This window comes from Mucilaginibacter sp. JRF, assembly GCF_015223065.1.
Classification (GTDB): domain Bacteria; phylum Bacteroidota; class Bacteroidia; order Sphingobacteriales; family Sphingobacteriaceae; genus Mucilaginibacter.
In genome coordinates, this window is sequence record NZ_JADFBY010000010.1 from 75,069 (window position 1) to 99,036 (window position 23,968).

The window sequence follows — 23,968 nt, forward strand, 5'->3', positions numbered from 1 at the left end:
TAAATGAAAACAACCTTATTAACCTTATCACTGCTTGTTTCAGTGCTGTTTGCCAATGCGCAAAAATCTGTAACACTAAAATTAAAGTATTTACCTGGTCGTAATTATCTGTCGAGCGTGCAGATGAAAATGGACATGCAAATGGATTTTGAAGGAGATTCTGCATCGCTGGATAAAATAAAGTCATCGGGTACTAAGCTTATTGTGATCTGCTTTCAGAAATATCAGCTGATATGGATATTAAACAATCAGTTATGAAAATGAAAGGTGGTGGCAGTGGGAAAATGCAATACTCTATAAAAGATAATTTTATGACGGTAATGAACCAAGATTTCAAATACTCGTACACCATGGATATGAATCAGGTTACGATGAAAGGCCAGGCTAATATGTCGAGCAATTACACTATGAAAATTTCAAACAGCGTTAATTGATACATCAGGCATTAAATAAAAAAACCTTTGCAGATTTTGCAAAGGTTTTTTTATGATGTTTTGGTTTATTACATTTTAGGCATCCTGCGCATCATGTTGGCCATGGCTGCCGGGTTGCTCATTTGTTTCATTACCTTACGCATATCTTCAAACTGTTTTATCAGCCTGTTTACCTCGCCAATATCAGTACCCGAGCCTTTGGCAATACGTGTACGGCGGCTTTGATTGATGCTGTCGGGGTTTTCCTTTTCAAACGGTGTCATTGATTGTATGATGGCTTCAACCGCTTTAAAGGCGTTATCATCTACCTCAACGTCCTTCATCATTTTACCTACACCCGGTATCATGCCCATCAGATCCTTCATGTTACCCATTTTTTTGATCTGCTGTATCTGGCTGTAAAAATCGTTAAAGTCGAATTTGTTCTTACGTATCTTTTTCTGAAGCTCGGCAGCCTGCTTTTCGTCAAACTGCTGCTGCGCACGCTCCACAAGGGATACCACGTCGCCCATGCCCAAAATACGCGATGCCATACGGTCAGGGTGGAAAATGTCCAACGCTTCCATCTTTTCACCTGTACCTATGAATTTGATAGGCTTGTTTACTACCGATTTAATTGACAGCGCCGCACCACCACGTGTATCACCATCTAACTTGGTTAATACAACACCAGTAAAGTCAAGCCTGTCGTTAAAGGTTTTGGCAGTGTTAACCGCATCCTGTCCGGTCATTGAATCCACCACGAACAATATCTCATGCGGGTTAGTAGCGGCTTTAACCTGCTCTATCTCCACCATCATGGCCTCATCAATAGCTAAACGGCCGGCGGTATCAATAATAACCACGTTATTGCCTTGCTGTTTGGCCAGGGCTATACCCTCTTTGGCTATACCAATCGGATCTTTTGATTCAACATTGGCATAAACCGGTACACCTATCTGCTCACCTAAAACCTGTAGCTGATCAATAGCCGCGGGGCGGTAAACGTCGCCGGCAACCAGTAAAGGCTTCTTGTTTTTTTGAGTTTTAAGGAAGTTGGCCAGTTTACCGGTAAAGGTAGTTTTACCCGCACCGTTCAAACCCGCTATCAGTATAATGGTTGGCGTAGCCGGAAAGTTAAGCTCGGTAGCTGTACCACCCATTAAGGCGGTAAGCTCATCGTTCATGATCTTGGTAAGCAACTGCCCCGGCGAAATGGTGGTCAACACGTTTTCGCCCAGTGCTTTTTGCCTAACATCATCAGTAAAGGCTTTGGCGGTTTTATAGTTTACGTCGGCATCCAGAAGGGCTTTACGAATTTCCTTCATGGTTTCGGCCACGTTTATCTCGGTTATCGATCCCTGTCCCTTCAGGACTTTGAACGCCCTGTCTAATTTATCCGAAAGATTTTCAAACATTGTGTATACCTCTGTTTTTGAGGTTGCAAAGTTAACAATTAGTTATGAGTATATATGCCCTATGTTGAGCCTGCATTTATGGGAATTTGTATAAAATACCCAGCGCGAGGCCTTCAGTTGCCTGAATATCGTTTGACATATCTTTATTATAAAGCACCGTGCCGTTTATGGTAACGTTTATCAGTTTGTTTACACGGGCCAGCAAGGTAGCATCTAAACGGTGGTTGGTATAGGCTAATGGCCTGCCATACGGAATGAACAGGGCATAGCGCCAGTTTAGGTGCAGGTTTTGCATAATATCCTTATCAAACACGGCAATGGCCTGAAAGGCGAGCTCGTTGCGTATGGTTTGACCAATCGGCACACCATAGTTACCCGGCTGGGTGCGATAAATGGTAGTATCTAACACCAAGGTTTGCCTTGCCGTACCGGTACCTATACGTAGATCAAAGAATTTTGAAGGTTTGTACTCCAAACCGAACGACTCGGTAACGTAACCCGGTGACAGGAATTTGGAGATAAGTATTGGTGGATTTGGATCAGGATATTGAAAACCATTATCAACCTGAGATTCAAAGCTTAACGACCCGAACAGATACCAGTTTTGCGATAATTTGGTTGATAGCTTGTTATCAATAAAAAGACGGTCATTAGTTTTACGTGCGCCTTGGCCTTTGTTTTTTGATCGACCGTATAAAAAGTTGATCTCGGATGTGTAAATGAACGGCGATTTATTATACTCCGTTTTAAATATAATATTGGTACCTACTGCTACAGCACTCACACCACCCGATGCCCAGTTGCTACTAAATGCCGACTGGTTAAAATTAATTGCCACGGTAAGAAATTTACGCCAGCGCCTTATTTCATAATCGGGCATTTTAACGGGAATATACTCGGCCTGTAACTGCATTGGCCTGATGCGTAATGGCAGGGCATTTTTGCGCGGCTCAATACGGTATTTGTTCAGCAAAACGGTATCAACCTTAAAAGTATCAACCTTAGCGCTATCAGGTTTAACCTTAACACTGTCGGTTTTAACGCTATCAGTTTGTGCAAAAGCACCTGTTGCAAGGCATAGTAAGCCGATGATAATTAATGCGGGTACTTTTTTTATCATAGATAACCGTTTAAATAGCACCGCAATATGCGGCTTGGGTCAAATTTAGTTATTTGTTTATAAATAGAAACGCCAACACCAAAATCCGCGGTTTTTTAGGTAAACGGAGTTTTGCTCATTTTTATATGCCTCGCGCTCAAAAACTATATTTAAATAAGCTTGATGATGATTACGATACTTAATTAAGTTTATAAAATAATTGAGCAGGTAAGCAATATAAAAAAAGATAACAAGCATTTCCTGCTGTTGTTTAATATGAATAAGCTCATGGTTAATTAAAGCCTTATCGTTAACAGCATTTTTTCGGTTCACTAAAATAAAGGGATATAGCGCGATGCCCGCTACCCGCATACGCTTAACCACTATTATCGGGTAACTCATTTAGCCGGCTCGAGCGGTGTGATGGTAAAATTGCTGGGATTGCGCATGTAGCGCTTAAAGCTGGTGCGCACGTATTTTATAAACTCATAATCGCTGGCGGTAGTTACCAGGTAATAGCCGGGGCGATACTTCTGCATAAAATCAGTAAGCTGTTCATCCTTTAAACCGGTTATGTTTGATACATAGGTGCGGTTAAACCTGTAGTCGATAACGTTTTGGCGGTAATCGCGCTCTATTACTTCCTTTAATTTCTCGGCATTGCGGCCGCTGCGGCTTAAGGCATTGTATAGGGCATCGATACCTATACCAGCCCCACCATAAGGTGATACAGTTAACAGATCGGGATTAGATGATGGGCCATACAAACGGGTATAATCCTTTTTGGTATTGGCCATCCATTTTTCAGGATTAATGAGTTTATCGTTAATACGAACTTCCTGTAGCTGTATACCGGTTGTTTTTAAGTTTATGGCTAATGATTTAATATCTGTTATCTTAACCGTATCATTAAAATATCCCTCTTTTGAAAATACCAGCCGATCGCCAATAGCGGCATCAATACTGAATTCGCCTTTTAAATTATTGTACGTAGCCTGCCCATTGTTAAGGTTACGAATGTTCACCTTGGCAATACGGTCATTAATATCCTTATTATACACAATCCCTTCTACCTTTTTATCCTGCGCGCAAACATTCAGGGCTACAAATAAAGGCAGCATTAACAGCCATAATTTCATTATAGCTTTAAAACTAACCATTTGTAATAATTGGCAACGCATTTTTAACAGATATTAACAGAAAGTTACGGAATAACAATTAGTTTCTGGCCAATTTTTATGCCATCATCCGCAATATTGTTCATGGCCTTTAACTGGTCAACCGTTAGCGAGAAGCGTTTGGAGATATTGAAAAGCGTATCGCCCTGCTTAACAATGTAGGTTTTATCAACCGGGGTATCTTTTACTACGGTGTCGGGTGTGGTTTCATTAATGTTGTTATTAATGTCGGCCAGTACCCTATCCTCGCGTTTAATTTTTTGCAGCTCAGTTTCAGGGCGATCGAACTGTTCGAGGTTGTAACGTTTAATTACACTGATGAGCAGCTGCGGATAACGTGGATTGGTAGCATAACCTGCCGATTTTAAGCCGTAAGCCCATCCCTCGTAATCATTCTTTTCCAGCTCGAATAGTTTGGCATAACGTTTCTTCTTCAAAAACTCGGAGTGATCGCGAAATGAGTCTTCGGGATTATTGTATACCCTGAAACAATCGTTGGCGTTATCGTCATCCTTATAATAACCTTTGCCACCCCAGTCGCCGGTGCATTTAATGCCAAAATGGTTGTTGGCTACCTTGGCCAGTTCGCCGTTACCATTGCCCGACTCAAACATACCTTGCGCAAGCGTGATACTTGCCGGTATGCCATACAGGTTCATTTCGGTAATGGCTATGCCTTTAAAACGTTCAATATATTGTTGGGGAGTGTAGTTGCCGTAACCTGCTATAGCATCTTTATTAGCCCTTTGTATGCTTTTATTGTTTTTACGTGCCTGCCTGTTGCTCACGCCCTTTTTTCGGGATGAACATGATGATAGCGCTACAGCGGCAACTATAAATAAAAGAAGGAATTTACGCATACGGGTACTTTAGTAATGGCTAAACGAAAGAGCCAAAATTAAAGTATTTTTTATTTTTCGGTGTTTTGGGCCATTTGTTTTGGCTCGGGTACGCTGTCAAGCTCGTGCAGGCCGTATCTTTTAATGATGCCTATAACCTGTGCCGACCATTTTTTGCTGCTGCAATAGCCGCTGCGTTGTATGCCTTTGGCCCAGCCTTTATATTCGTATTGAGTGAATTTATCGCCCAGGTGGCTGAATTGTTTGCGCTCGGTAAGTACACGGGCAAAATCCTCGAACGATTCAAGTACCGAACCATATTTTTTGTAGCTGGTGCGTACCTTACGTTTCTTTTTGTAGTAAACAACACGGGTATTGCCCTTTATACCAAACTGATTGTTCAGTTTTTTGGCTATAGTTGAGTTACCGTTACCCGATTCGTGCATGGCAACCGCCATAATTATACTGGCAGGTATGCCTGTTTCGTGCATAATGCTTATGGCATTATCTTTGAACTGTTCTATGTACGATTGTGAAGTTTGTTGCGCGAATGTTGCCGCAACTGAAAATATTGAGAACAGTATAACCAATAAGAGTTTCTTCATAATTACTTTTTTCTGATGAGCAAGATGCCATCACGTACGGGCAGAATTAATTTTTCAACCCTCGTGTCAACAGCTATCAGCTCATTTAGTTTGCGGAAGCTCTCGGTGTCGGCATCATTTTGATGCTCATCATACACCTTTCCTTTCCACAAAACATTATCAATAATTAGCAATCCTCCGGATCTGACTTTATCAATTAAAAGTTCAAAGTAAGCGAAATTATTTTTTTTATCCGCATCAATAAACACAATATCAATGTTTTGCCAGTTGTTTTGTGCTATTATAAGTTCAGCAGCGCCAAAATGGACGTTGATTTTTTTCTCCACATCTGTTAGTTTCAAATGTGAATTTATCATTTCCTCCATCTCGCTGTTCACCTCAATGGTATGCAAAGCGCCTCCCTCAACCAAACCCTCGGCCAGGCAAATAGCCGAGTAGCCAGTGTAAGTACCCAGCTCAACAATCAGCTTTGGCTGCATCATTTTACTCAGCATACTCAGCAACCTGCCCTGGTAATGTCCGCTCAGCATATTGGGCTTTAACACCTTTAAATGTGTATCGCGGTTTATTTTTTTTAACGCTTTCGGCTCAGGGTCGGTGTGGGTGTCGAGGTATGATTGGAGTGAGGGGTCGAGTATTTCCATTTTATCTTAAACCTTGATTTGTGGGATTAATTGATTTTAGGATTTCTTTGATTAGATTACCTTTTGATTTTATTATTATGCACCCTGTTAAATTGTAGGCTACGGGAGCCGAAATTAATTAGTAGTCCTATTTCCATTTTGTAAGCTTCGAGGTAATTCATGGCCTGGGCTAAGTGTGCATCTTCTAATTTTATTATTGCTTTTAGTTCAACCATTATCAGGTCTTCCACAAAAAAGTCCACACGCCTTGTACCAATATCAATCTCATCATAAAATATAGGCATTTCCATTTCGCGTACATAATGTAAACCCTGTTTACCCATCTCAATAGCCAAAGCCCGCTGATATATCACTTCCTGAAAACCATTACCTAATGTACCATGCACTTTCATAGCACACCCAATAATCTTCTCAGTAAGCTCCTTATAAATCATAAAAAGTAATCTATAATAATCTAATCATGTAATCCTCAAATCAAGCAAATCATGGTTAAGACAATCAAGCAAATCATGGTCTCGACATATACGATTGCAACAATATCACCGCCGACACCGTATCCACCAACTCCTTACTCTGCCTTGCCTTTTTACCCATGCCACTTTGGGCTATGGCTGCCGAGGCCATTTTTGAGGTAAAGCGTTCGTCGAGCATTTCGATGGGGATTTCAGGGAAGGTTTTTTTCAGCAGATTAACAAAACCCTTAACGTGTATGGCGGATTGCGATGGCGTGTTGTCCATTTGTTTGGGTTCGCCTACAATAAAGCGTTCCACCTGTTCGGTTTGCAGGTATTTTTTCAGGTAGTCGATAATGTGCATGGGGTGCACGGTATCAAGCCCGGTAGCTATAATTTGCAGCGGATCGGTAACTGCTATGCCTATGCGTTTGGTGCCGTAATCAAATGCCATTAACCTCATGTTGTTGCTTTATAAGTTGGGGCAAAGGTAAGGCATATAAGTGCGCGGCAAAAATCGTATATGTTAATACTCATATCAATTCACTATCTTGCACCAATGCGGTTTAGTGAAATTGTAGGACAGCATGCCGTAAAGCAGCGTTTAATTAACTCGGTGAATGAGAACCGGGTAAGCCACGCGCAATTGTTTTTAGGTCCGGAAGGATCGGGCAGTTTGGCGCTTGCTGTTGCCTATGCGCAATATTTATCGTGCGAGGATAAGCAGGCCGACGACTCATGCGGGGTATGCGCATCGTGCCGAAAGTATCAAAAGCTGATGCACCCCGATCTGCATTTCTCCTACCCTTTTTTCGCTAAACATAAAGATGATACCGCTATTACCTTTATTGAGCAATGGCGCGAGGCCATGGAGGCCAATATTTATATAAGTCTGGATGCATGGCGTGGTTACCTCGATGCTGAGAACAAGCAGGCCAACATAAACATTGCCGAGTGCCACCAGATCATTAAAAAACTCAGCTTAAAGCCATTCGAGTCCGAGTATAAGATATTGATATTGTGGTTGCCCGAGTATTTGGACAAGGAGGGTAATGCCCTGCTCAAAATAATTGAGGAGCCTCAGCCTAATACCTTGTTTTTGCTGGTGGCCCAAAATCAGGATCAGATACTGAACACCATACTATCGCGCACGCAACTGGTAAAGATACCGCCGCTGGAGTATAATGATGTAAAGAATCATTTACTGTATGAGCGCGGTCAGCCCGAAGCCACCGCTGCCGAAATTGCTTACCTGAGCAGCGGCAACATGGCCGAAGCTTTAACCATGATACAGCAGGATGGTAATAACTATCACCAGCAGTTTGTACAATGGCTGCGCATGTGCTACAGCAATAAGGGTATTGAGGTGGTTGCCTTTGCAGAGAAGCTGGCAAAGCTGGGCCGCGAAAATCAAAAGAACTTTTTACGCTACGGCATAAACTTTATACGCGAGTGCTGCCTGCTGCTGGCCGGTGCCCCAAACCTGGTGCATTTACCCGCGAGCGAGCTGGACACGGCGCAAAAAATGATAAAAGTAATGAGCATTGAGGCTACCGAAGCCATAAGCAGTGAGTTGGAAACAGCGCACTACCATGTGGAGAGGAACGCCAACCCTAAAATTTTATTTTTAGATGTATCTTTGCAGATTATAACAATAGTACATTATAAAACGATTCGCCAGGGGCGAACACAACATATACCGAAATAATATGGGATGCGGAAGTTGCTCATCAGGTGGTTGTACACCTGCGGGCTGCAAAAGTAATGGCTCATGCCTTACCAATGGATGCAGCAAATTAGATGTTTACGACTGGCTGTCGCATATGGACATGCCGGCAAATTATAAACCTTTCTCAATCATCGAAGTAAAATTTAAAGGTTCAAGAAAGGAGTTCTACAAAAATGTTGACAACATTTACCTTGAGGCAGGCGAACTGGTAGCGGTTGAAACTACTACCGGTGGCTATGATATAGGGCACGTATCGTTAACAGGCGAACTGGTGCGCATGCAAATGGTTAAGCGCCATGTTAAGGAGGCTGATGTGGTAAAAAAGATATACCGCCGCGCCTCTGCCGCTGATGTAGATAAGTGGAAAGCCGCCAAGGATCTGGAATGGGAAACCATGCACCGCTCGCGCAAACTGGCGCTTGATCTGAACCTGAGCATGAAGATAAGTGATGTGGATTACCAGGGTGATAAAACCAAGGCTACCTTTTATTATACTGCCGAAGGCCGTGTTGATTTCAGGGAACTGATCAAAAAAATGGCCGAGGCTTTCAGGATACGTATCGAGATGCGCCAGATTGGTATGCGTCAGGAAGCGAGTCGCCTGGGTGGTATCGGCTCCTGCGGTCGCGAATTGTGCTGCTCAACCTGGTTAACTGATTTTAAAACGGTATCAACCGCAGCGGCGCGCTATCAAAATCTATCATTAAATACCCTCAAACTGGCCGGCCAGTGTGGTAAGCTTAAATGCTGCCTTAACTATGAGCTGGATACTTATATGGATGCCCTTAAAGGCATACCTGATGATGTATACATCCTGAAAACCAAGATAGGCGATGCCCGCTTGCAAAAAACGGACATATTTAAAAAACTGATGTGGTTTAGCTACCCCAATGCCGAATCGTGGATTCCGTTGGAGATAAGCAAGGTAAAGGAAATTCAGAAGCTGAACAAAGAGGGCATCTTCCCCGAAGATATATTGCCTGAAGTTGAGGAGGAAACCAAGCCTAACAAAGCGCTTGATTACGAGAATGTGGTTGGCCAGGATAGCCTTACCCGTTTGGATGAGCGCGCTAAAAAGAAAAAGAACAACAACAATAATAAAAACCGCAATAAAGGCAACAAGCCATCAGGCGGTGGAAATAATAATGCCGCGCAGGCTCAGCCTAATAACCAGCAACAGGCAAGGCCTCAGCAACAACAGCAGCAAGGCCAGCAAAGGCCGCAACAAAATAAGCCACAAAACAACAGGCCTCAGCAACAGCCCAACAATCAGCAGCAGGGTAATAACCCGGCTGTAAAAGCGGAAGGCGGCCGTAGCGGAAACAACAATAACAGGCGACACAGAAACCGCCCTAACAACGGTAATCAAAACAATCAGCAACCGGGACGAGAGCAGTGAAAAATCTGAAAGTATTTATAATTTTTACGGTTATAGCAGCGGTATTTTCGGCATGTGCCGACCCAAATACCCTGCTTGATGAAAACAAGGCCATACCCAACCACAACTGGGCATATACCGACCCATTAAAGTATAATGTGAAAATTGATGATGCCACTCCGCTGTACAACATCTACCTTAACTTACGTGTAACCGGCGATTACAAGTACTCCAATATATTTGTGATTTTCCGCCGGGCGGGCCATGGCAAAAAAGCACAAGCAACCCGCTACGAGTTCAAGCTGGCCAAGCCCGATGGCGAGTGGCTGGGTGCCGGATCGGGCAATTTGTACAGCTACCGCTTTGTATTGCTCAAAGGCTATAAATTCCCCGAAAAGGGCATATACCATATTGAGATAGAGCAAAACATGCGCGATAACCCCCTCCGCGAAGTAAGCGATGCGGGGCTTTGCGTTGAGAAAGCGAAATAAAACACACACATCTTAAATCGCAACTTCACTTAAAAGAAGATGTCATTTCGAGCGATAGCGAGAAATCTGTCGCTGTGCTATGAACGCAGATAGATTTCTCCTCGTACCTCGTTCGAAATGACAAAAGGTTTTTATTCTATACCGAATTAAAGAAGCAACAACGCTTATTAACTCTTAAATAAGATAGCCAACAAAAAGAGCCTGTGTTTACAGGCTCTTTTTGTTATTCGTCTATCGGTTGCAGTTTGCCTTGTTTAACATTTACCGGTTGAGGTACTTTTACATAGTAGCCAGTACCATCGTACACGCGTTTGCGGGGGTGGCTCATGCAGGCATCGCTGCAACAGCCTTCCAGCTTTGTTCCGCAGGTATCGCATTGGGTAAAATGCTCGTTGCACTCGGGGTTGGCGCAGTTTATCATTTTATCGGTAACGGTACCGCAGTTGTAGCATTTTGAAATTACCTCGGGGTTCACGCTGTTCACATCAACCGAAAGGCGGTTATCAAACACATAGCATTTACCTTCAAAATCTTTACCACCGGCTTCTTTACCATATTTAATGATACCGCCGTGTAGCTGGTAAACATCAGTAAAACCTTCGTGCAGTAGCAGGGCCGATGCTTTTTCGCATTTAATGCCGCCAGTGCAATAGGTCAGTATCTTTTTATCCTTGTATTGAGCAAGCTCGTTGATCATGGCCGGGAAATCGCGAAAGTTGTCGATATCCAGCGTAACGGCATTTTTGAACTTACCTAACGAGTGCTCGTAGTTTGAGCGAACATCCAGTATCACCACATCATCCCTGTCCTTCATCTCCATAAATTCAACAGGCTCCAGGTGTTTACCGGTTTGCTGCTGTGGGTTGATGATATGCGGATCGCGCAGGCCGGAGTGTACTATCTCTGACTTATAACGAACGTGCATTTTTACGAACGAAGGCTCGTCAACCTCATCTATCTTAAACTCAAGCGAGCCAAAACGGCCATCGGCCTTAATGGCATCCATGTAAGCCTGGCAAGCTTCTGCCGTGCCGGATACGGTACCGTTAAGCCCTTCGTCGGCCACAATAATGCGCCCGGTTAAGCCAAGTTGTTTACAAAATTTAAGGTGATCTGCGGCATACTGCTCCGCATCAGCTATTGTTGTGTAACAATAGTACAGTAGTGTGTTATACTTTGCCATAAATACATTGATACCGCTGCAAACGGTGTTAAATGAGGTGCAAAGATACTCAAAAATCAAATAACTGTAAATACCCGATGTAGCCAGGCTTACGGTTGTTTTATATCTTCGGCTTTTTTACTTTCCTGCTGCTTGGCCAACGCCTTAATGGCCTTATCAAATAGCTTAATATCGTGCTCTTCGGTAAGTTTGGTTAAACTTTCACCATCAACCTCATAGCTCATCAGGCTATTGTTTAATGTTGATACAGCTATTTTATCCCCATCTATCTCGTACGAGAAAAAGCTGTTGGGGTCCATGTGTACAATTTTAGATTTTGCACTATCCAACACAATATTACCGGAGGTACTTAATGTTTCGGTATGCGTTTCGCTACCACCTTTAAACTGGCACGATGCAAAACCCAGGCTTATGCCCAATGCTAAAACAGGTATTAATTTTTTCATGCTGATGAGTTTAGTTTTGAATAAGACGCACAGCACATATCCATTGTTACCTGATACCGTAATAAAACCTGAAGCCTTGCACATATTTTTGATTGCCGGCGAACGAGATACCATAATCAAGCCTGAAAAACAGCTTTTTGATACCCACATACAACTCGTAATAATTGCGGCGGTTATTGGTATTGAGGTAATTGGCACCCACTACCTCCTCCAGTTTCAGGTTACGTAAAAGACCGATCTTGTTGAACAGCACGCCCGAAAAGTTATGGAAGTAATGTGCCTCCAGGAATGACCTGTCGGTACTGAACTCATAAAACGGCAGGAAATGGAAACTACCCACATAAGTAGGATCGAACGTGGTACCCACGTTACCCAAAAAGTGGTTATAATCCATAAAATAAACGGTGTTGCGGTTAAAGAATGTACCGGCTGTTAATTTGAACGATGACCGGCCATACAGCCCCATGCTGATCTCATCCTGCGATAGATCAACAGATGCAAAATCGTAGTCAACATCCGAACCTAACAGGCTATGTATACCCTTACGGTAGTTAACCATCAGCGTAGGGAACTTTGATTTTACATAGTATTTGCCATCGGGCCTGTTTAAATAACGCGGACTAAAAGTAACCTCAACCGATGTTTTAAAGGTTAGCGCATTATGGTCAGGAAACAGGAAGGAACGATCATCCGCTGGTGCATCAGCCGGGGCAAACGGGTTGTTTGATGTATACTCCTTATCCTTTGAATCAAATATATGGTTGAACGAGGTATTGTACAGCTGCTGGCGGTTGGAGTAACCCAGACTGGCATTCCATAGTATACCGGTAGCCAGTTCGCGCTGGTAACCGAACTCTCCAAATTTTGAGCGGTAGTATTTCACATAGTTGTTCTCGTATATCAGCGAGCTTACGGTATTAAAGAATAGTGAACGGGTGCCCACATTATTCAGATCGAGCACATCGGTACCAAAGCTGGTGTAAAATTTGGCGTTGTTAAACTGATCGTACAGGTAGCTGGCCTTTATGTTGGCGCTGAGCATTTTGCTTGAAAAGCCGTAGTGCAGCGTAGGCTGTATGGTAATATTGCGCAGATCACTGAACTGCCTTGTCAGCGTCGGCCTGAGATCAATACCCCAGCCCTCAACCGTGTTGTAAAATATAGTTTTATGGAAGGGTTCAACACGCACCGAACGCCTGGTTCGCCAATCGGTTGCTATGTACGGGAATATGGTCCACGATAAAGGATTGAATTTGTTATGCGCCTTTTGTGCCGAGTCGAGGTATTCGGGCGTATGCACAAGCTCAAATATACTATCCTTACGTATGTAGTCCCGCTTCTCTTGCGCGGTGAGTGGTATGGGGCGGGTTTCCTCCCAATATTGCTGATCTTTTTTGTTGGCGGCGGTATCAACATGTAATATCTCGCCGTTAAAAAAGCCCGGTTCAAATGTTGGGTCGAGTTTATAGTTATTATAAACGGCCACATAATACCCTGAAAATTGGAAACCGAACACATTGCCTCCAAAATCAAAATGCGCCGATACCGGCATCCACTTATCATCCTTAACCGGTACAAATTGTTGGCTGATCTGCAAGGTATCTATCAGGCTGATCATGTTGTTTTTGCTGGTCAGCATCAGGTCGGCACTGTAAATGCGCCAGTCGCCATGTACTATATATATATTACCCTGAAAAGCCTGGCTGTATTTACGTTTCGGTATTATCTGTATCTTATCAATAGTTTCGCCGTTACTGGTTGAGGTGCCTACCAGTTTGAAGCGATAAAATTCGAACGCGTCTTCGGCCACCGGCGTAACAAAGCCACGTGTGCTGAGGCCGTTTATGGTAAATATGTTTTCGTAAAGGTTTACCTGCAAATCAGACGCCTTGTTATAACTGAACGCGGTATTTTGCCCGGCTACTTTTGATGATATGGTGATTTCGCGAACGTTATTTGGCCGCTCAAAATTAAATTGGGATAATGATTCGGACTGATAAAGTATACCACGGCCATTCGAGTCCAGATCGAGCGCGCGGGTAACCTCCTTACTCATCAGGTTTTTTGGCGATTTTAGTAATTTTTGCACCCCCTTGATGTATACCGCGCACGAGTATCCTTTAACCTCGTTTAAATAATACTGACGCTTTTTCACCACCTCGCGCATTATCTCCATGCCGGGGTCATCATCGGGCGAGCGTTTGCCGGTAATATTTACCTCGCTGAGCAGAAATATCTCATCCTGCAACTGTACGTTGTTAACAACATCCTTATCGCCAATGGTTATTTTAACTGTTTTTTCTTTGTAGCCAACAAAGCGGTATATCACATTATACTCGCCGGGACTAAGCTTGAGTTCATACCGACCATACTCGTTGGCGGTGGTGCCGTAGGTAGAATTGCGTATATAAACGGAGGTAAACGGGATTGCTTTGTTATCAGCATCCGTAATTTTACCCGACAAAGAATATTGTTGCTGTGCAACAGCTGATATGGTGCTTAAAACACTTAAAATCAACAGTAAATATGTTCTCATAGTATTACTCACATAATACCTGCATGGGTGAAAATGTTTTATCAGTTGTATATATATTTCAAACGTTTGATTTTGGTAAGCGCTAATAAATTTTCAATGCGTAATTTTGCCGGATAAATTAAACTGACTTTATGTACAATACACTGCAACCTGTATTACAGCAGGAACTTACCGAAATAGAGAACGCCGGATTATACAAGAAAGAGCGTATCATAACATCGCCGCAAGGTGCCGATATTACGGTACAGGGCGGGCAGGAAGTGATCAACTTTTGCGCTAACAACTACCTGGGCCTGTCATCACACTCAAAGGTTATTGAGGCGGCAAAAGCAACTATGGATGCGCATGGTTACGGCCTTTCATCGGTACGCTTTATTTGCGGTACGCAGGATATACATAAGCAGCTTGAACAAAAAATATCAGAATTTTTAGGCACCGAGGATACCATTTTATATGCCGCGGCATTTGATGCCAACGGTGGTGTGTTCGAGCCATTGTTTAATGATAAGGATGCCATCATATCCGACGAGCTGAACCATGCCTCTATTATTGATGGTGTACGCCTTTGTAAAGCGCAGCGCCACCGCTACAAACACGATGACATGGCCGACCTGGAAGAAAAGCTGAAAGCCACCCAGGATCTTCGTCACCGCATTATAGTTACCGATGGCGCTTTCAGTATGGATGGCACCATTGCCCAGCTTGACAAGGTTTGCGAACTGGCCGAAAAATACAATGCCCTGGTAATGATAGATGAAAGCCATTGCTCGGGCTTTATGGGTAAAACCGGCCGTGGTACGCATGAGCACCATAATGTTATGGGTAAGATAGATATCATTACCGGTACATTAGGCAAGGCACTTGGTGGCGCGTCGGGTGGTTTTACCTCTGGCCGTAAAGAAATTATTGATATGCTGCGCCAGCGCTCGCGCCCGTACCTGTTCAGTAATACCTTGGCTCCGGCAATTACTGGTGCATCAATAGCTGTGCTGGATATGCTAAGTGAAACCACCGATCTGCGCGATAAGCTGGAAAGCAATACCCAATACTTCCGCGAGAAAATGACCGCCGCCGGGTTTGACATTAAACCGGGAGTACACCCTATTGTACCCGTAATGTTATACGATGCCAAACTTGCACAAGAGTTTGCTGCCAAAATGCTGGAAGAAGGCATCTACGTTATTGGCTTCTACTACCCGGTAGTACCGCAAGGCAAATCCCGTATACGTGTACAATTATCGGCCGCGCACGAGCAGGAGCATCTGGACAAAGCCATTGCCGCATTTACTAAAGTGGGCAAAGAGCTGGGCGTGATCAAATAAATTATACGTATAGTTTAGTTATATTTGTACGTATAATTATTGTTATGGCAAAGCTAACGTTAAGTATTGAGCCTGATGTAATAGAGAATGCCAAAAGGTATGCCCGTGGTAAACACAAAAGCTTATCGGCACTGGTGCAGGATTATCTGAAAAAGATAAGCGACGATAACGGTAAGGAAGATGAGTTGCTTAAGCGCCTTAACTCAATGACCATACCGGATGATCTGCAATCGCTCACTGGCATATTGAAGGGTAAATATCCTGATGATGTGAATTATAAGGATATAAAAGGCGATTACCTGAAGGAGAAATATGGTTTATAGTCATATTTTTTTGGATAGCGATATTATATTAGATATGTTCTTTGAGCGGTACCCGTTTTCAGAATATACCAAGTTGCTATTGATCGAGTGTAAAAACCGGGACATAAAGGTTAGCACCTCGGCAATAGTTATTGCTAACTTGAATTATATACTCTCGAAAAAATTAGGTAAAACCGAAACGAGGGAAAAAATAAAGGAGCTGATTAAATGGCTAAACATACTTTCGGTTGAAAGTATGGCGATAGAGAAAGGATTGAACAGCAATTTTTCGGATCTGGAAGATGCTTTTCAACACTTTACCGCCGAGCGCTTTGAGTGCCAGGCCATCATCACCCGTAACATAAAAGATTATAAGCATGCCACGCTGCCGGTGTTAAGTGCCGAGCAGTTTTTAAGATCGATATAAAAGATAATGCAACAACAAATAGATAAGTATACCCAGGAGATAAACAACTTTGTAAAAGCTACGGCTGATGAGCTGGAAACTTTCCGTATAAAGTTTTTGGGTACTAAAGGTATTGTAAAAGACCTGTTTGAGCAATTCAAAACCGTAGGCGCCGAAGAAAAACGCACCTTTGGTAAAGTGCTTAACCAGTTTAAACAACTGGCCGAGGCCAAATACAACGAGCTGAAAGAAAGCGCCGGTACCGATGCCGAAAGCGGCAAAACCGAAGCCGACCTTACCCTGCCGGGCGATGGTTTTGCGTTAGGCTCGCGCCACCCGCTATCGCTGGTGCGTAACGAGATCATTGATATTTTTAAGCGCCTGGGGTTCGTTGTGGCTGAAGGACCAGAAATTGAGGACGACTGGCATAACTTTTCGGCGCTGAACTTCCCGGAGGAGCACCCGGCCCGCGATATGCAGGATACTTTCTTTATTAAAAAGAATAACGGTCAGGACGATATCGCCCTGCGTACACATACCTCATCGGTACAGGTGCGTATGATGGAGAATGGTAAACCGCCATTCCGCGCTATTATGCCGGGTCGTGTTTACCGTAACGAAGCTATCTCGGCACGTGCGCACTGTTTCTTCCACCAGGTAGAGGGTTTGTATGTTGACGAAAACGTATCATTTGCCGATCTGAAGCAAACCCTGTTTCACTTTGTGCAGGAGCTTTACGGCGAGGGTACCAAGGTACGTTTCCGCCCGTCATACTTCCCGTTCACTGAGCCATCGGCTGAGATGGATATTTCATGTACCATTTGTAAAGGCGACGGCTGTAACATGTGTAAGCACACCGGCTGGGTAGAGATTTTAGGCTGCGGCATGGTTGACCCTAACGTGTTGGAGAATTGCGGTATCGACAGTAAGAAATATACCGGTTTCGCATTCGGTATGGGTATTGAGCGTATCACCAACCTTAAGTACGTTATCCGCGATCTGCGCCTGTTCTCAGAGAATGATGTGCGCTTTTTGAAACAATTTAAAACCGAGATCATCTAAATGAGGGTATTGCTGGGCGTATTATTGGGTATATTACTGGTTAGCTGCGGCAAGCAGAATGATGTTGTACCCTACGTGCCGGTAAATATCACTATACAACGTACCGATCCGAGATATAATAACATAAGCAGTGCCGGCAGTGTAATTACGCTGAGTGGTGGCGTTGCCGGCATTGTAGTTTATAACACCGGAGCCGGCATTGTAGCGTTTGACCGTTGCAGCAGCTACCAGCCCGAAAAAGCCTGCGCTGTAAATATTGACGAAGGATTATTTACCGTGACCGACCCATGCAGCGGCTCAAAATTCTCGTTGTTAGATGGGTCGCCGGTAAAGGCTCCGGCTACACGTTCGCTACGATCGTACACAGTAATTATAACCCAATTTGAGATCAGAATTGTAAACAATTAATGGAAGCCGATAAAATAAAAGACAGTATAAAGCGGGCAGCGCAGGATCTGTTCCGCAAGTTTGGCTACCATAAAACCAGTGTTAATGAGATAGCTAAAAAGGCAAAAATTGCCAAAGCAACCATATATAAGTATTTTGAAAGCAAGGAAGCCATACTGCACTCCCTGCTGATGGATTACATACGTGTTAGTGTTGACGACCTGATACACATCAACACTCCCGAAAAAAGCGAGGAGGAGCATCTTACCAATCTCATCATGAAAACCTGCCGTCTATCGTATACGGTATGTAACGAGTTTATCGGTTGGGAGTTTATTCGCGAATCAGCCAACTCGCAGGAGTTTTTAAAGAACCTGTCGAATGAGTTGGAGGATCTGCTGGTGTTATCATTCACCCAGCTAACAGGCATGCGCAAGCACGATACCTTTCAGCAACGTTTACGTTTCCTGATCAAGAGTAGCAAGAGCATTGTGTTCAGCTTCGCGTTCACCTCGGTAAGTGATGCCGACGTGCGCAAGAATTTTGTATCCTTTCAAAAAGAGATACTGCCTTATTTGGTTAAGGCAGCACTCATTGTTTAAAAGCGAATATTTATCGATTACAAGAACACCGGCCTGTCCAGCTTTATAGCTATGCGATAGGCCGCGTTCATTAAGCCCACATGGCTGTACGCCTGCGGAAAGTTACCCCACATACTGCCTGTTTCCTCATCCACATCCTCGCTGAACAGCAACAGGTGGTTACAGTACTTCATCAGGTTCTCGAACTCACGCATGGCATCGTCCAACCGGCCTACACAGGCTAAGGCCTCTACATACCAGAACGCGCATATTAAAAACGTGGTTTTAGGCTTGCCAAAATCATCGGCATGCAGGTAGCGGTAAAACAGGCCGTTAGCTGTTTTCAGTTCTTTCTCCAAAGCGGCTAAATGATCCTTCGCCCGTTGCGATGTTGGGTCAAGGTAGTTCATCATGATGAGCTGCAAGGTACTTGCATCCAGGTGCGGACTATTGGCTGCATTGGTATACACCTTACGCACCGGATCGTAACAGCTTTCAATATGCGCTGCGGCACGTTCTTTAAGGGCATTGGCCTTGTCTTCCAAAGCCTTGTTGCCTATGGTATTGGCCATTTTAGCCGCCGCGTTACACCCCGCCCACTGGAACAGGTTACTATAGCAATGTATATTGGCCATATTACGGAACTCCCATATACCGGCATCCTTTTCATCAATGGTGCGCTCAATTTTGCCGAGCACTGATTCTATCCAGCGTACCGAATCCTTACGCTCGCTGAAAATAAAGCGATGATCAGTATACAGCGGTAACAGCGATATCAGCACCTGCCCGTAAATATCATTCTGAATATGCTCATAAGCCTGATTGCCTACACGCACGGGTTTATCGCCCATGTAGCCATCCAGATGGTCCATGATCTCCTCAACCAGTTTCTTTTTACCGGTGATGCCATACAGCGGCTGGTAACGGAACTCGTCGCCCTCGGATGTCGATATGTCAGACACGTAGGCAAAATAGCGCTCCATCTCCTCAAAATGGCCGATGTGGTTTAGCGAGGTAAGCACATAATAGGTATCGCGCAGCCAGCAATAACGGTAATCCCAGTTGCGGGTACTGCCGGGATGTTCGGGCAAACTGGTGGTGCTTGCAGCAATGATAGCCCCGGTATCTTCATACTGGTGTATCTTTAAAACCAACGCCGAGCGGATAACATACGGTTGAAAGTACCCGGCTATTGACGAGTGCTTTATCCACAAACGCCAGTACTCAATGGTATTGCGCAAAAATATCTCACATGTACTTACCAGCGGCGCCTCCAGCGGATCACCGTATGACATTAGCAGGTATTTGGTTTCATTCAGCTGAAAATATTGCTGATCGATAATATAGCTCAACGGTATATTGGTAGTAAGGCGCATGGTTTCGTCGCACCCGGCATAGTCAATATGATTACTGCCGCGGCGGGCCTTTTGCTTGCGCCTGCCGTAATCGCACACCGGCTCACATTTTACCCGTATCTTAGGCAAACCCTCGATCGGCTCTATCTTACGGATGAACATCAGCGGCTTAAAAAAGCGCTCGTACTGGTGAAAACGCGGGGCAAAATCAGTAATACGATACCGGCCCTCGTCGCAAGTAACCACGGTGCAAAGCACATTGGTGTTTTCCAGATAGTATTGTTCCGTTTCAAAATCACCCTCGGGCAGTATAGAAAATTCGCCGCCCTTTTCCTTATCCAGCAAACTGCCGAAAACAAAGGTGCTATCAAACCGTGGCCAGCATAGCCAGGTAACATTGGTGTTTTTGTTGATGTGAGCCAGGTACGCGCAATTACCTACCAAGCCTGCATTATACATGTGTTTCTCCATATTATTTAAGTAACGGAACAAATGGGTTAATGATGCTTATGAGTAAATTAAATCAAATAAGGCGATGGTTTTGTTTGCGTGTTTTGGCCATTAAGACAATAAACATGGCATCGGGCAAAATATTTTTAGGTGCAGGGTGCAACCTATCGGCAGGTGGTGGCGTCTAATAATCATATAAGCTTAAACACAATTAGTATAAACAATCAATAACATCATGAAAGCCATCAACACAATAATGCTTGCCGCTGTACTTTTAGCAGGCAACGCCACAGCTACATTTGCATCGAACACCAACCACAAGGCAATTATACGCCCGGTACAAACAACTGAAGATCGCTATCTGTCGGGCTTTAAAGCGGTTTCGGTATCAGGCTCGTGGGATATTTATATTACCCAGGGTTCAACAGAATCAGTTAAGGTTGAAGCACCATCAGACGTTATCAGCAAGATAATTACCGAAGTAGATGGTGGCACCTTAAAAATTTACAGCAAGAACGATAATTGGGGCTGGAACTCAGGCAATAAAAAAATAGTGGTTTATATAACCGCTAAAAGCCTGAACAGCATCGGCATGTCGGGCTCGGGCGATATTTATTTTAAGAATGGCATCAAGGGCGATAAGCTGGCCCTGCGTGTAAGCGGCTCGGGCGATATATCGGGCAAGGTTACCGTAAACGAACTGGAAAGCAGCATCTCAGGCTCAGGCGATATCAAGGTAAGCGGTACTGCCGGAACATCAACCGTTAAGGTAGTAGGCAGCGGTGATTTTACAGGCGGCGACCTGGTTACCCAAAACACATCAGTTAAGGTTGCCGGCAGTGGCGATGCGCGCGTAAATGCCAAACAAAAGGTTGAAGCGGCAGTAGCAGGCAGCGGCGATATATACTACACCGGCGGCGCCACCAACGTATCATCATCAACTTCCGGCAGCGGAGATGTACATAAGTTTTAAGTAGATACCGCTAATCATAATAAAGCAGGAGCCTTTCAGAGAATTTTGAGAGGCTCCTGCTTTATCAAAACATCTATATTGCTAAGGTCTTTTCAATCATGTAAGCAACTTTGTTGATTGATGAGCAGTTCTTTTCAACATTAGGATAGTGTGTCGAGAATAGCTTTTTCCAAGTGCCATTCGCTGTTCGTGATGGATGAGGAAACATCAATCGTTTTGCGCTTATTTGAAGTTCCATACTATCAATTGCATTTGCTGCTTTCTTACCATACACCACTAATAGATCAGGTTGCAACAAATTAATCTCTGCTTGTAGGGTTTGTTTAAATCCTTCTGCCAAATCACCTGGTATATTTTCTTTAGTTCCCGTAGTGGCTTTTAGCCAAATTTTATTAATGTCTGTTATATAAACATTAAACCCGTTATTTAATAACTCGTGATGAAAATCCCAATATTCTTTTAGTGCTCGTCTCATTGATTCTAAATGAGTAGCAAAGGGGGTGCCTAATAAAGCATATTCTTTACTCGCTGAAATCAAAGGATCTGCGGGGTTACGCAAAGGATCTTCTGCAACTACAACAACGTTTTTAATATTTCCTGGTTTACTAATATAAATTGGCAAGTCAATCCCGAGATAGTAATTAGTATCGTTGTATTTGGTAATGAATAAACTATCATTAGTGATAGGTTGAATCTGAGATCTGTTTAAATGAGGCATTACATAACTCAAATGAGCATCTGTATTTTCAAAACAGTCACAAAAAAAACTGTAAGAGGCAACGAAAGCTGATCGGTCAATTGAGAATGTTTTTTCAAACGCAGTGACAATCCCATTAATTGTAGTCGTAGAAAAATTGCAGAATTCCATGATATAAGTTTAAGTTAATAAAGTACATGCTAAATCTACTAAAAGATTTACAGGGTTATGTAACGAGGTTTATACTTAATTATAACCTCGTATACAACGCCAACTGCACCACATTATTAACAGTACCGCTGCTTACAGCTTTGGTGTATTGGTTTAGATAGCCTGCCTCAATATCAAACTTTTTGCTGAAACGGTAGCCAAAGGCTACGTAAGCGCGGTTTTGATCAAAAAAGTGGGTGTTCACCTTATCCTTGTTCTGCACGTTCAAAAATAACTCGTTTTGCAGGGCGATGAATGTGCCGCGGCTAAAGTTGGTATCGCGCCTGGTGGGGATAACAGCACGTATAAAATAGCGGAAACGCTGGGCGAAATAGCTATCATCCCGGTCATCAGCCGAATCACCAAGATAGCGCTGCTCCAAACGGAAACGGTGCGATACCTGGGTGCTTGCCCCTATTTTATTCACCTGCGTAAACTGTTGCCAGGTACGGCTTTCGGGTCTGAAGGTTTTATCGCCATCAACAGTTCGGCCGTAAGTGGTTACGTACGCATAACCCACATTTGCAAACTGGTTCTTATTAAAATAATAAGCTACAGATGGCCGAAGGAGGATATTACGCAGGTAGTCGACCTTATCGGCTGAGCGCAATTGCCCGTCGAACGCGTAACCCCAGTGCTCCGATAGTTTTTGGGTATGGAACCAGGCACCCCATGTGGTAAATTGTGAGTTTTGCGCAAACAGCCTGCTGCTGCCAAGGCACATCAGCATTAACAGTATAAGGTGTTTGCTTCTCATAATTCAGGATCGGTATTGGTTATTAATTGAAGTTGACCAGCTTTTTGCGACCCAGATCAACCACTATGCGGAAAGCCTGTTGGTTATCATTAAGGTGCGCGGGCGACTGATGAAAACTGAACACAAACTGCCCCTTAATGTTTTTGAACAGGAACGGCGTGTAAATAACATCTAAACGGTTATACAGTTTTTTAAGGTAGTATGAGTCGCCGTAGATGACGTGCTGACCCTGCCCTGCATAAAATTCATCGAACAAAGCAATACGCTTGTAGCTAAAGTAGGCGCTGGCTACAAAGCCCGCATGGTTTTGAAAACCGATATCGCGGTTCATGCGCTCCAGCGACATCATGCCACCGGCTTCAACACTTAATGAATCAAGCCCGGTTAGTCTGGTAAGATTAAGGCCGAGCTTTATTTGTGCCGCGCCGTTATCACCCAGCGGATGGTTAGGGTCGGCAATTTCGGCACCGGCATCATGCAGCATCATAAAATAATGCGACAGGTAGAACAGTCCGTTAACCGATGGTTTGTACTTACCCGAAAAGCCGAACAAAAACTGCTCACGGTCGGTAGCGGTTTGGCGGCTCACCCAGTCCAGCCAAACGGTTTCGGTAAAATGCTCGTTGGTATAGCGTGTTGCCAAACCCTCAACGTTGGGGCGGTAGTAACGCAGGGTATCATTTAATATAGAACGGGGGTAATCGGCAAGCAAATTTTCGCGAGGGAACATACCGGCGTTAAACAACCAGTTTTTGCTATGATACTCGTAATAAGCAACCGGGTTAACCTTTAAAAAGTAGGGCTTTGCGCCAAACTCGTGTATGCCGTTCATACCCACCACAAAGCGGTTAACGCTATCCACATTCCAACCCAGATCGAGGGCCAAACGGGTGCCTGAATAAGTACGTGAACGGGGAATGAATGCCTTGTACTCGCGGTTATCTAAAAAACCGAGGGCATTGAAATGTATATCAATGTTCTGTTGCGCCCAGGCCGCAGAATTAATCGTGATAAATAATAAAAATAGGTAAAGCTTTTTTAACATGCGCAAATGT

General features: G+C 43.9%; 27 protein-coding genes. 11 read left to right on the plus strand and 16 right to left on the minus strand.

Annotation, left to right across the window (positions count from 1 at the left end):
* Nucleotides 1-3: 3 nt before the first annotated feature.
* The gene (locus IM792_RS18895) at nt 4-258 is read left to right on the plus strand and encodes a hypothetical protein (protein WP_194103468.1); all 255 of its coding nucleotides are present in this window, start codon (nt 4-6) and stop codon (nt 256-258) included.
* A 244-nt stretch (nt 259-502) separates the two neighbouring features.
* Here the strand turns inward: IM792_RS18895 and ffh are convergent, their stop codons facing one another.
* The 9 genes from ffh to ruvX all read right to left on the minus strand — a co-directional run bounded on the left by ffh (nt 503) and on the right by ruvX (nt 7,111).
* The gene (gene ffh, locus IM792_RS18900) at nt 503-1,831 is read right to left on the minus strand and encodes a signal recognition particle protein (RefSeq protein WP_194103469.1); all 1,329 of its coding nucleotides are present in this window, start codon (nt 1,829-1,831) and stop codon (nt 503-505) included.
* 76 nt (nt 1,832-1,907) lie between these two features.
* Nucleotides 1,908-2,951: a DUF3078 domain-containing protein gene (locus tag IM792_RS18905; RefSeq protein ID WP_194103470.1), complete on the minus strand. Its 1,044-nt coding sequence runs from the start codon at nt 2,949-2,951 to the stop codon at nt 1,908-1,910.
* A gap of 57 nt (nt 2,952-3,008) precedes the next feature.
* Entirely contained in the window at nt 3,009-3,302 is a 294-nt protein-coding gene (locus IM792_RS18910; protein WP_228085265.1) for a hypothetical protein, read from the minus strand.
* A 26-nt stretch (nt 3,303-3,328) separates the two neighbouring features.
* On the minus strand, nt 3,329-4,069 hold the full coding sequence (locus tag IM792_RS18915; protein WP_194103472.1) for a hypothetical protein: 741 nt from the start codon (nt 4,067-4,069) through the stop codon (nt 3,329-3,331).
* Nucleotides 4,070-4,134: 65 nt separating this feature from the next.
* The gene (locus IM792_RS18920; RefSeq protein ID WP_194103473.1) at nt 4,135-4,968 is read right to left on the minus strand and encodes a glucosaminidase domain-containing protein; all 834 of its coding nucleotides are present in this window, start codon (nt 4,966-4,968) and stop codon (nt 4,135-4,137) included.
* Nucleotides 4,969-5,018: 50 nt separating this feature from the next.
* On the minus strand, nt 5,019-5,552 hold the full coding sequence (locus IM792_RS18925; protein ID WP_194103474.1) for a glucosaminidase domain-containing protein: 534 nt from the start codon (nt 5,550-5,552) through the stop codon (nt 5,019-5,021).
* 2 nt (nt 5,553-5,554) lie between these two features.
* Nucleotides 5,555-6,196, minus strand: coding sequence for an O-methyltransferase (locus tag IM792_RS18930; protein WP_194103475.1), 642 nt, complete (start codon nt 6,194-6,196; stop codon nt 5,555-5,557).
* A gap of 56 nt (nt 6,197-6,252) precedes the next feature.
* Nucleotides 6,253-6,630: a GxxExxY protein gene (locus tag IM792_RS18935; RefSeq protein WP_194103476.1), complete on the minus strand. Its 378-nt coding sequence runs from the start codon at nt 6,628-6,630 to the stop codon at nt 6,253-6,255.
* A 73-nt stretch (nt 6,631-6,703) separates the two neighbouring features.
* The gene (gene ruvX, locus IM792_RS18940) at nt 6,704-7,111 is read right to left on the minus strand and encodes a Holliday junction resolvase RuvX (RefSeq protein WP_194103477.1); all 408 of its coding nucleotides are present in this window, start codon (nt 7,109-7,111) and stop codon (nt 6,704-6,706) included.
* Between the two features lie 96 nt (nt 7,112-7,207).
* Between ruvX and IM792_RS18945 the strand changes: the two genes are divergently transcribed.
* The 3 genes from IM792_RS18945 to IM792_RS18955 are packed head-to-tail and all read left to right on the plus strand — an operon-like array spanning nt 7,208 to nt 10,246.
* Nucleotides 7,208-8,356 carry a hypothetical protein gene (locus IM792_RS18945; RefSeq protein WP_194103478.1) on the plus strand — a complete coding sequence of 383 codons (1,149 nt, stop codon included), beginning with the start codon at nt 7,208-7,210 and terminating at the stop codon, nt 8,354-8,356.
* A gap of 1 nt (nt 8,357) precedes the next feature.
* Nucleotides 8,358-9,776: a regulatory iron-sulfur-containing complex subunit RicT gene (ricT, locus tag IM792_RS18950; protein ID WP_194103479.1), complete on the plus strand. Its 1,419-nt coding sequence runs from the start codon at nt 8,358-8,360 to the stop codon at nt 9,774-9,776.
* Entirely contained in the window at nt 9,773-10,246 is a 474-nt protein-coding gene (locus IM792_RS18955) for a gliding motility lipoprotein GldH (protein WP_194103480.1), read from the plus strand. Before ricT ends, IM792_RS18955 begins: the two co-directional genes overlap by 4 nt.
* Nucleotides 10,247-10,469: 223 nt before the next feature.
* Here IM792_RS18955 and IM792_RS18960 read toward each other — a convergent pair whose 3' ends face one another.
* The 3 genes from IM792_RS18960 to IM792_RS18970 form a co-directional block, all read right to left on the minus strand.
* Nucleotides 10,470-11,429 carry a rhodanese-related sulfurtransferase gene (locus IM792_RS18960; RefSeq protein ID WP_194103481.1) on the minus strand — a complete coding sequence of 320 codons (960 nt, stop codon included), beginning with the start codon at nt 11,427-11,429 and terminating at the stop codon, nt 10,470-10,472.
* A gap of 89 nt (nt 11,430-11,518) precedes the next feature.
* Complete coding sequence (locus IM792_RS18965; RefSeq protein WP_194103482.1) at nt 11,519-11,875, minus strand: hypothetical protein; 357 nt, start codon at nt 11,873-11,875, stop codon at nt 11,519-11,521.
* Between the two features lie 46 nt (nt 11,876-11,921).
* A complete protein-coding gene (locus IM792_RS18970) occupies nt 11,922-14,411 on the minus strand; it encodes a DUF5686 and carboxypeptidase regulatory-like domain-containing protein (RefSeq protein ID WP_194103483.1) in 2,490 nt (829 codons plus the stop codon).
* 131 nt (nt 14,412-14,542) lie between these two features.
* On the opposite strand from IM792_RS18970, the gene kbl reads away from it, so the two are divergent.
* The 6 genes from kbl to IM792_RS19000 are packed head-to-tail and all read left to right on the plus strand — an operon-like array spanning nt 14,543 to nt 18,492.
* Nucleotides 14,543-15,733: a glycine C-acetyltransferase gene (gene kbl / locus IM792_RS18975; RefSeq protein ID WP_194103484.1), complete on the plus strand. Its 1,191-nt coding sequence runs from the start codon at nt 14,543-14,545 to the stop codon at nt 15,731-15,733.
* A gap of 44 nt (nt 15,734-15,777) precedes the next feature.
* A complete protein-coding gene (locus IM792_RS18980) occupies nt 15,778-16,056 on the plus strand; it encodes a DUF6364 family protein (protein ID WP_194103485.1) in 279 nt (92 codons plus the stop codon).
* Nucleotides 16,057-16,066: 10 nt separating this feature from the next.
* Complete coding sequence (locus IM792_RS18985; protein ID WP_194103486.1) at nt 16,067-16,462, plus strand: PIN domain-containing protein; 396 nt, start codon at nt 16,067-16,069, stop codon at nt 16,460-16,462.
* Between the two features lie 6 nt (nt 16,463-16,468).
* Entirely contained in the window at nt 16,469-17,503 is a 1,035-nt protein-coding gene (gene pheS, locus IM792_RS18990; RefSeq protein WP_194103487.1) for a phenylalanine--tRNA ligase subunit alpha, read from the plus strand.
* Nucleotides 17,504-17,911: a hypothetical protein gene (locus tag IM792_RS18995; RefSeq protein ID WP_194103488.1), complete on the plus strand. Its 408-nt coding sequence runs from the start codon at nt 17,504-17,506 to the stop codon at nt 17,909-17,911. It begins immediately after the preceding gene.
* Nucleotides 17,911-18,492, plus strand: coding sequence for a TetR/AcrR family transcriptional regulator (locus tag IM792_RS19000; RefSeq protein ID WP_194103489.1), 582 nt, complete (start codon nt 17,911-17,913; stop codon nt 18,490-18,492). The genes IM792_RS18995 and IM792_RS19000 overlap by 1 nt, the downstream gene beginning before the upstream one ends.
* Nucleotides 18,493-18,509: 17 nt before the next feature.
* On the opposite strand, the gene IM792_RS19005 is transcribed toward IM792_RS19000, so the two are convergent.
* Complete coding sequence (locus IM792_RS19005) at nt 18,510-20,297, minus strand: glycoside hydrolase family 15 protein (RefSeq protein WP_194103490.1); 1,788 nt, start codon at nt 20,295-20,297, stop codon at nt 18,510-18,512.
* 214 nt (nt 20,298-20,511) lie between these two features.
* Between IM792_RS19005 and IM792_RS19010 the strand changes: the two genes are divergently transcribed.
* Nucleotides 20,512-21,249 (plus strand): head GIN domain-containing protein, encoded by a 738-nt coding sequence (locus IM792_RS19010; protein ID WP_194103491.1) that lies wholly within the window; start codon nt 20,512-20,514, stop codon nt 21,247-21,249.
* Nucleotides 21,250-21,322: 73 nt separating this feature from the next.
* On the opposite strand, the gene IM792_RS19015 is transcribed toward IM792_RS19010, so the two are convergent.
* The 3 genes from IM792_RS19015 to IM792_RS19025 form a co-directional block, all read right to left on the minus strand.
* Nucleotides 21,323-22,117: a uracil-DNA glycosylase family protein gene (locus IM792_RS19015; RefSeq protein WP_194103492.1), complete on the minus strand. Its 795-nt coding sequence runs from the start codon at nt 22,115-22,117 to the stop codon at nt 21,323-21,325.
* 79 nt (nt 22,118-22,196) lie between these two features.
* Nucleotides 22,197-22,913 carry a DUF2490 domain-containing protein gene (locus IM792_RS19020; RefSeq protein ID WP_194103493.1) on the minus strand — a complete coding sequence of 239 codons (717 nt, stop codon included), beginning with the start codon at nt 22,911-22,913 and terminating at the stop codon, nt 22,197-22,199.
* A gap of 22 nt (nt 22,914-22,935) precedes the next feature.
* On the minus strand, nt 22,936-23,958 hold the full coding sequence (locus IM792_RS19025) for a hypothetical protein (protein ID WP_194103494.1): 1,023 nt from the start codon (nt 23,956-23,958) through the stop codon (nt 22,936-22,938).
* Between the last annotated feature and the right edge of the window lie 10 nt (nt 23,959-23,968).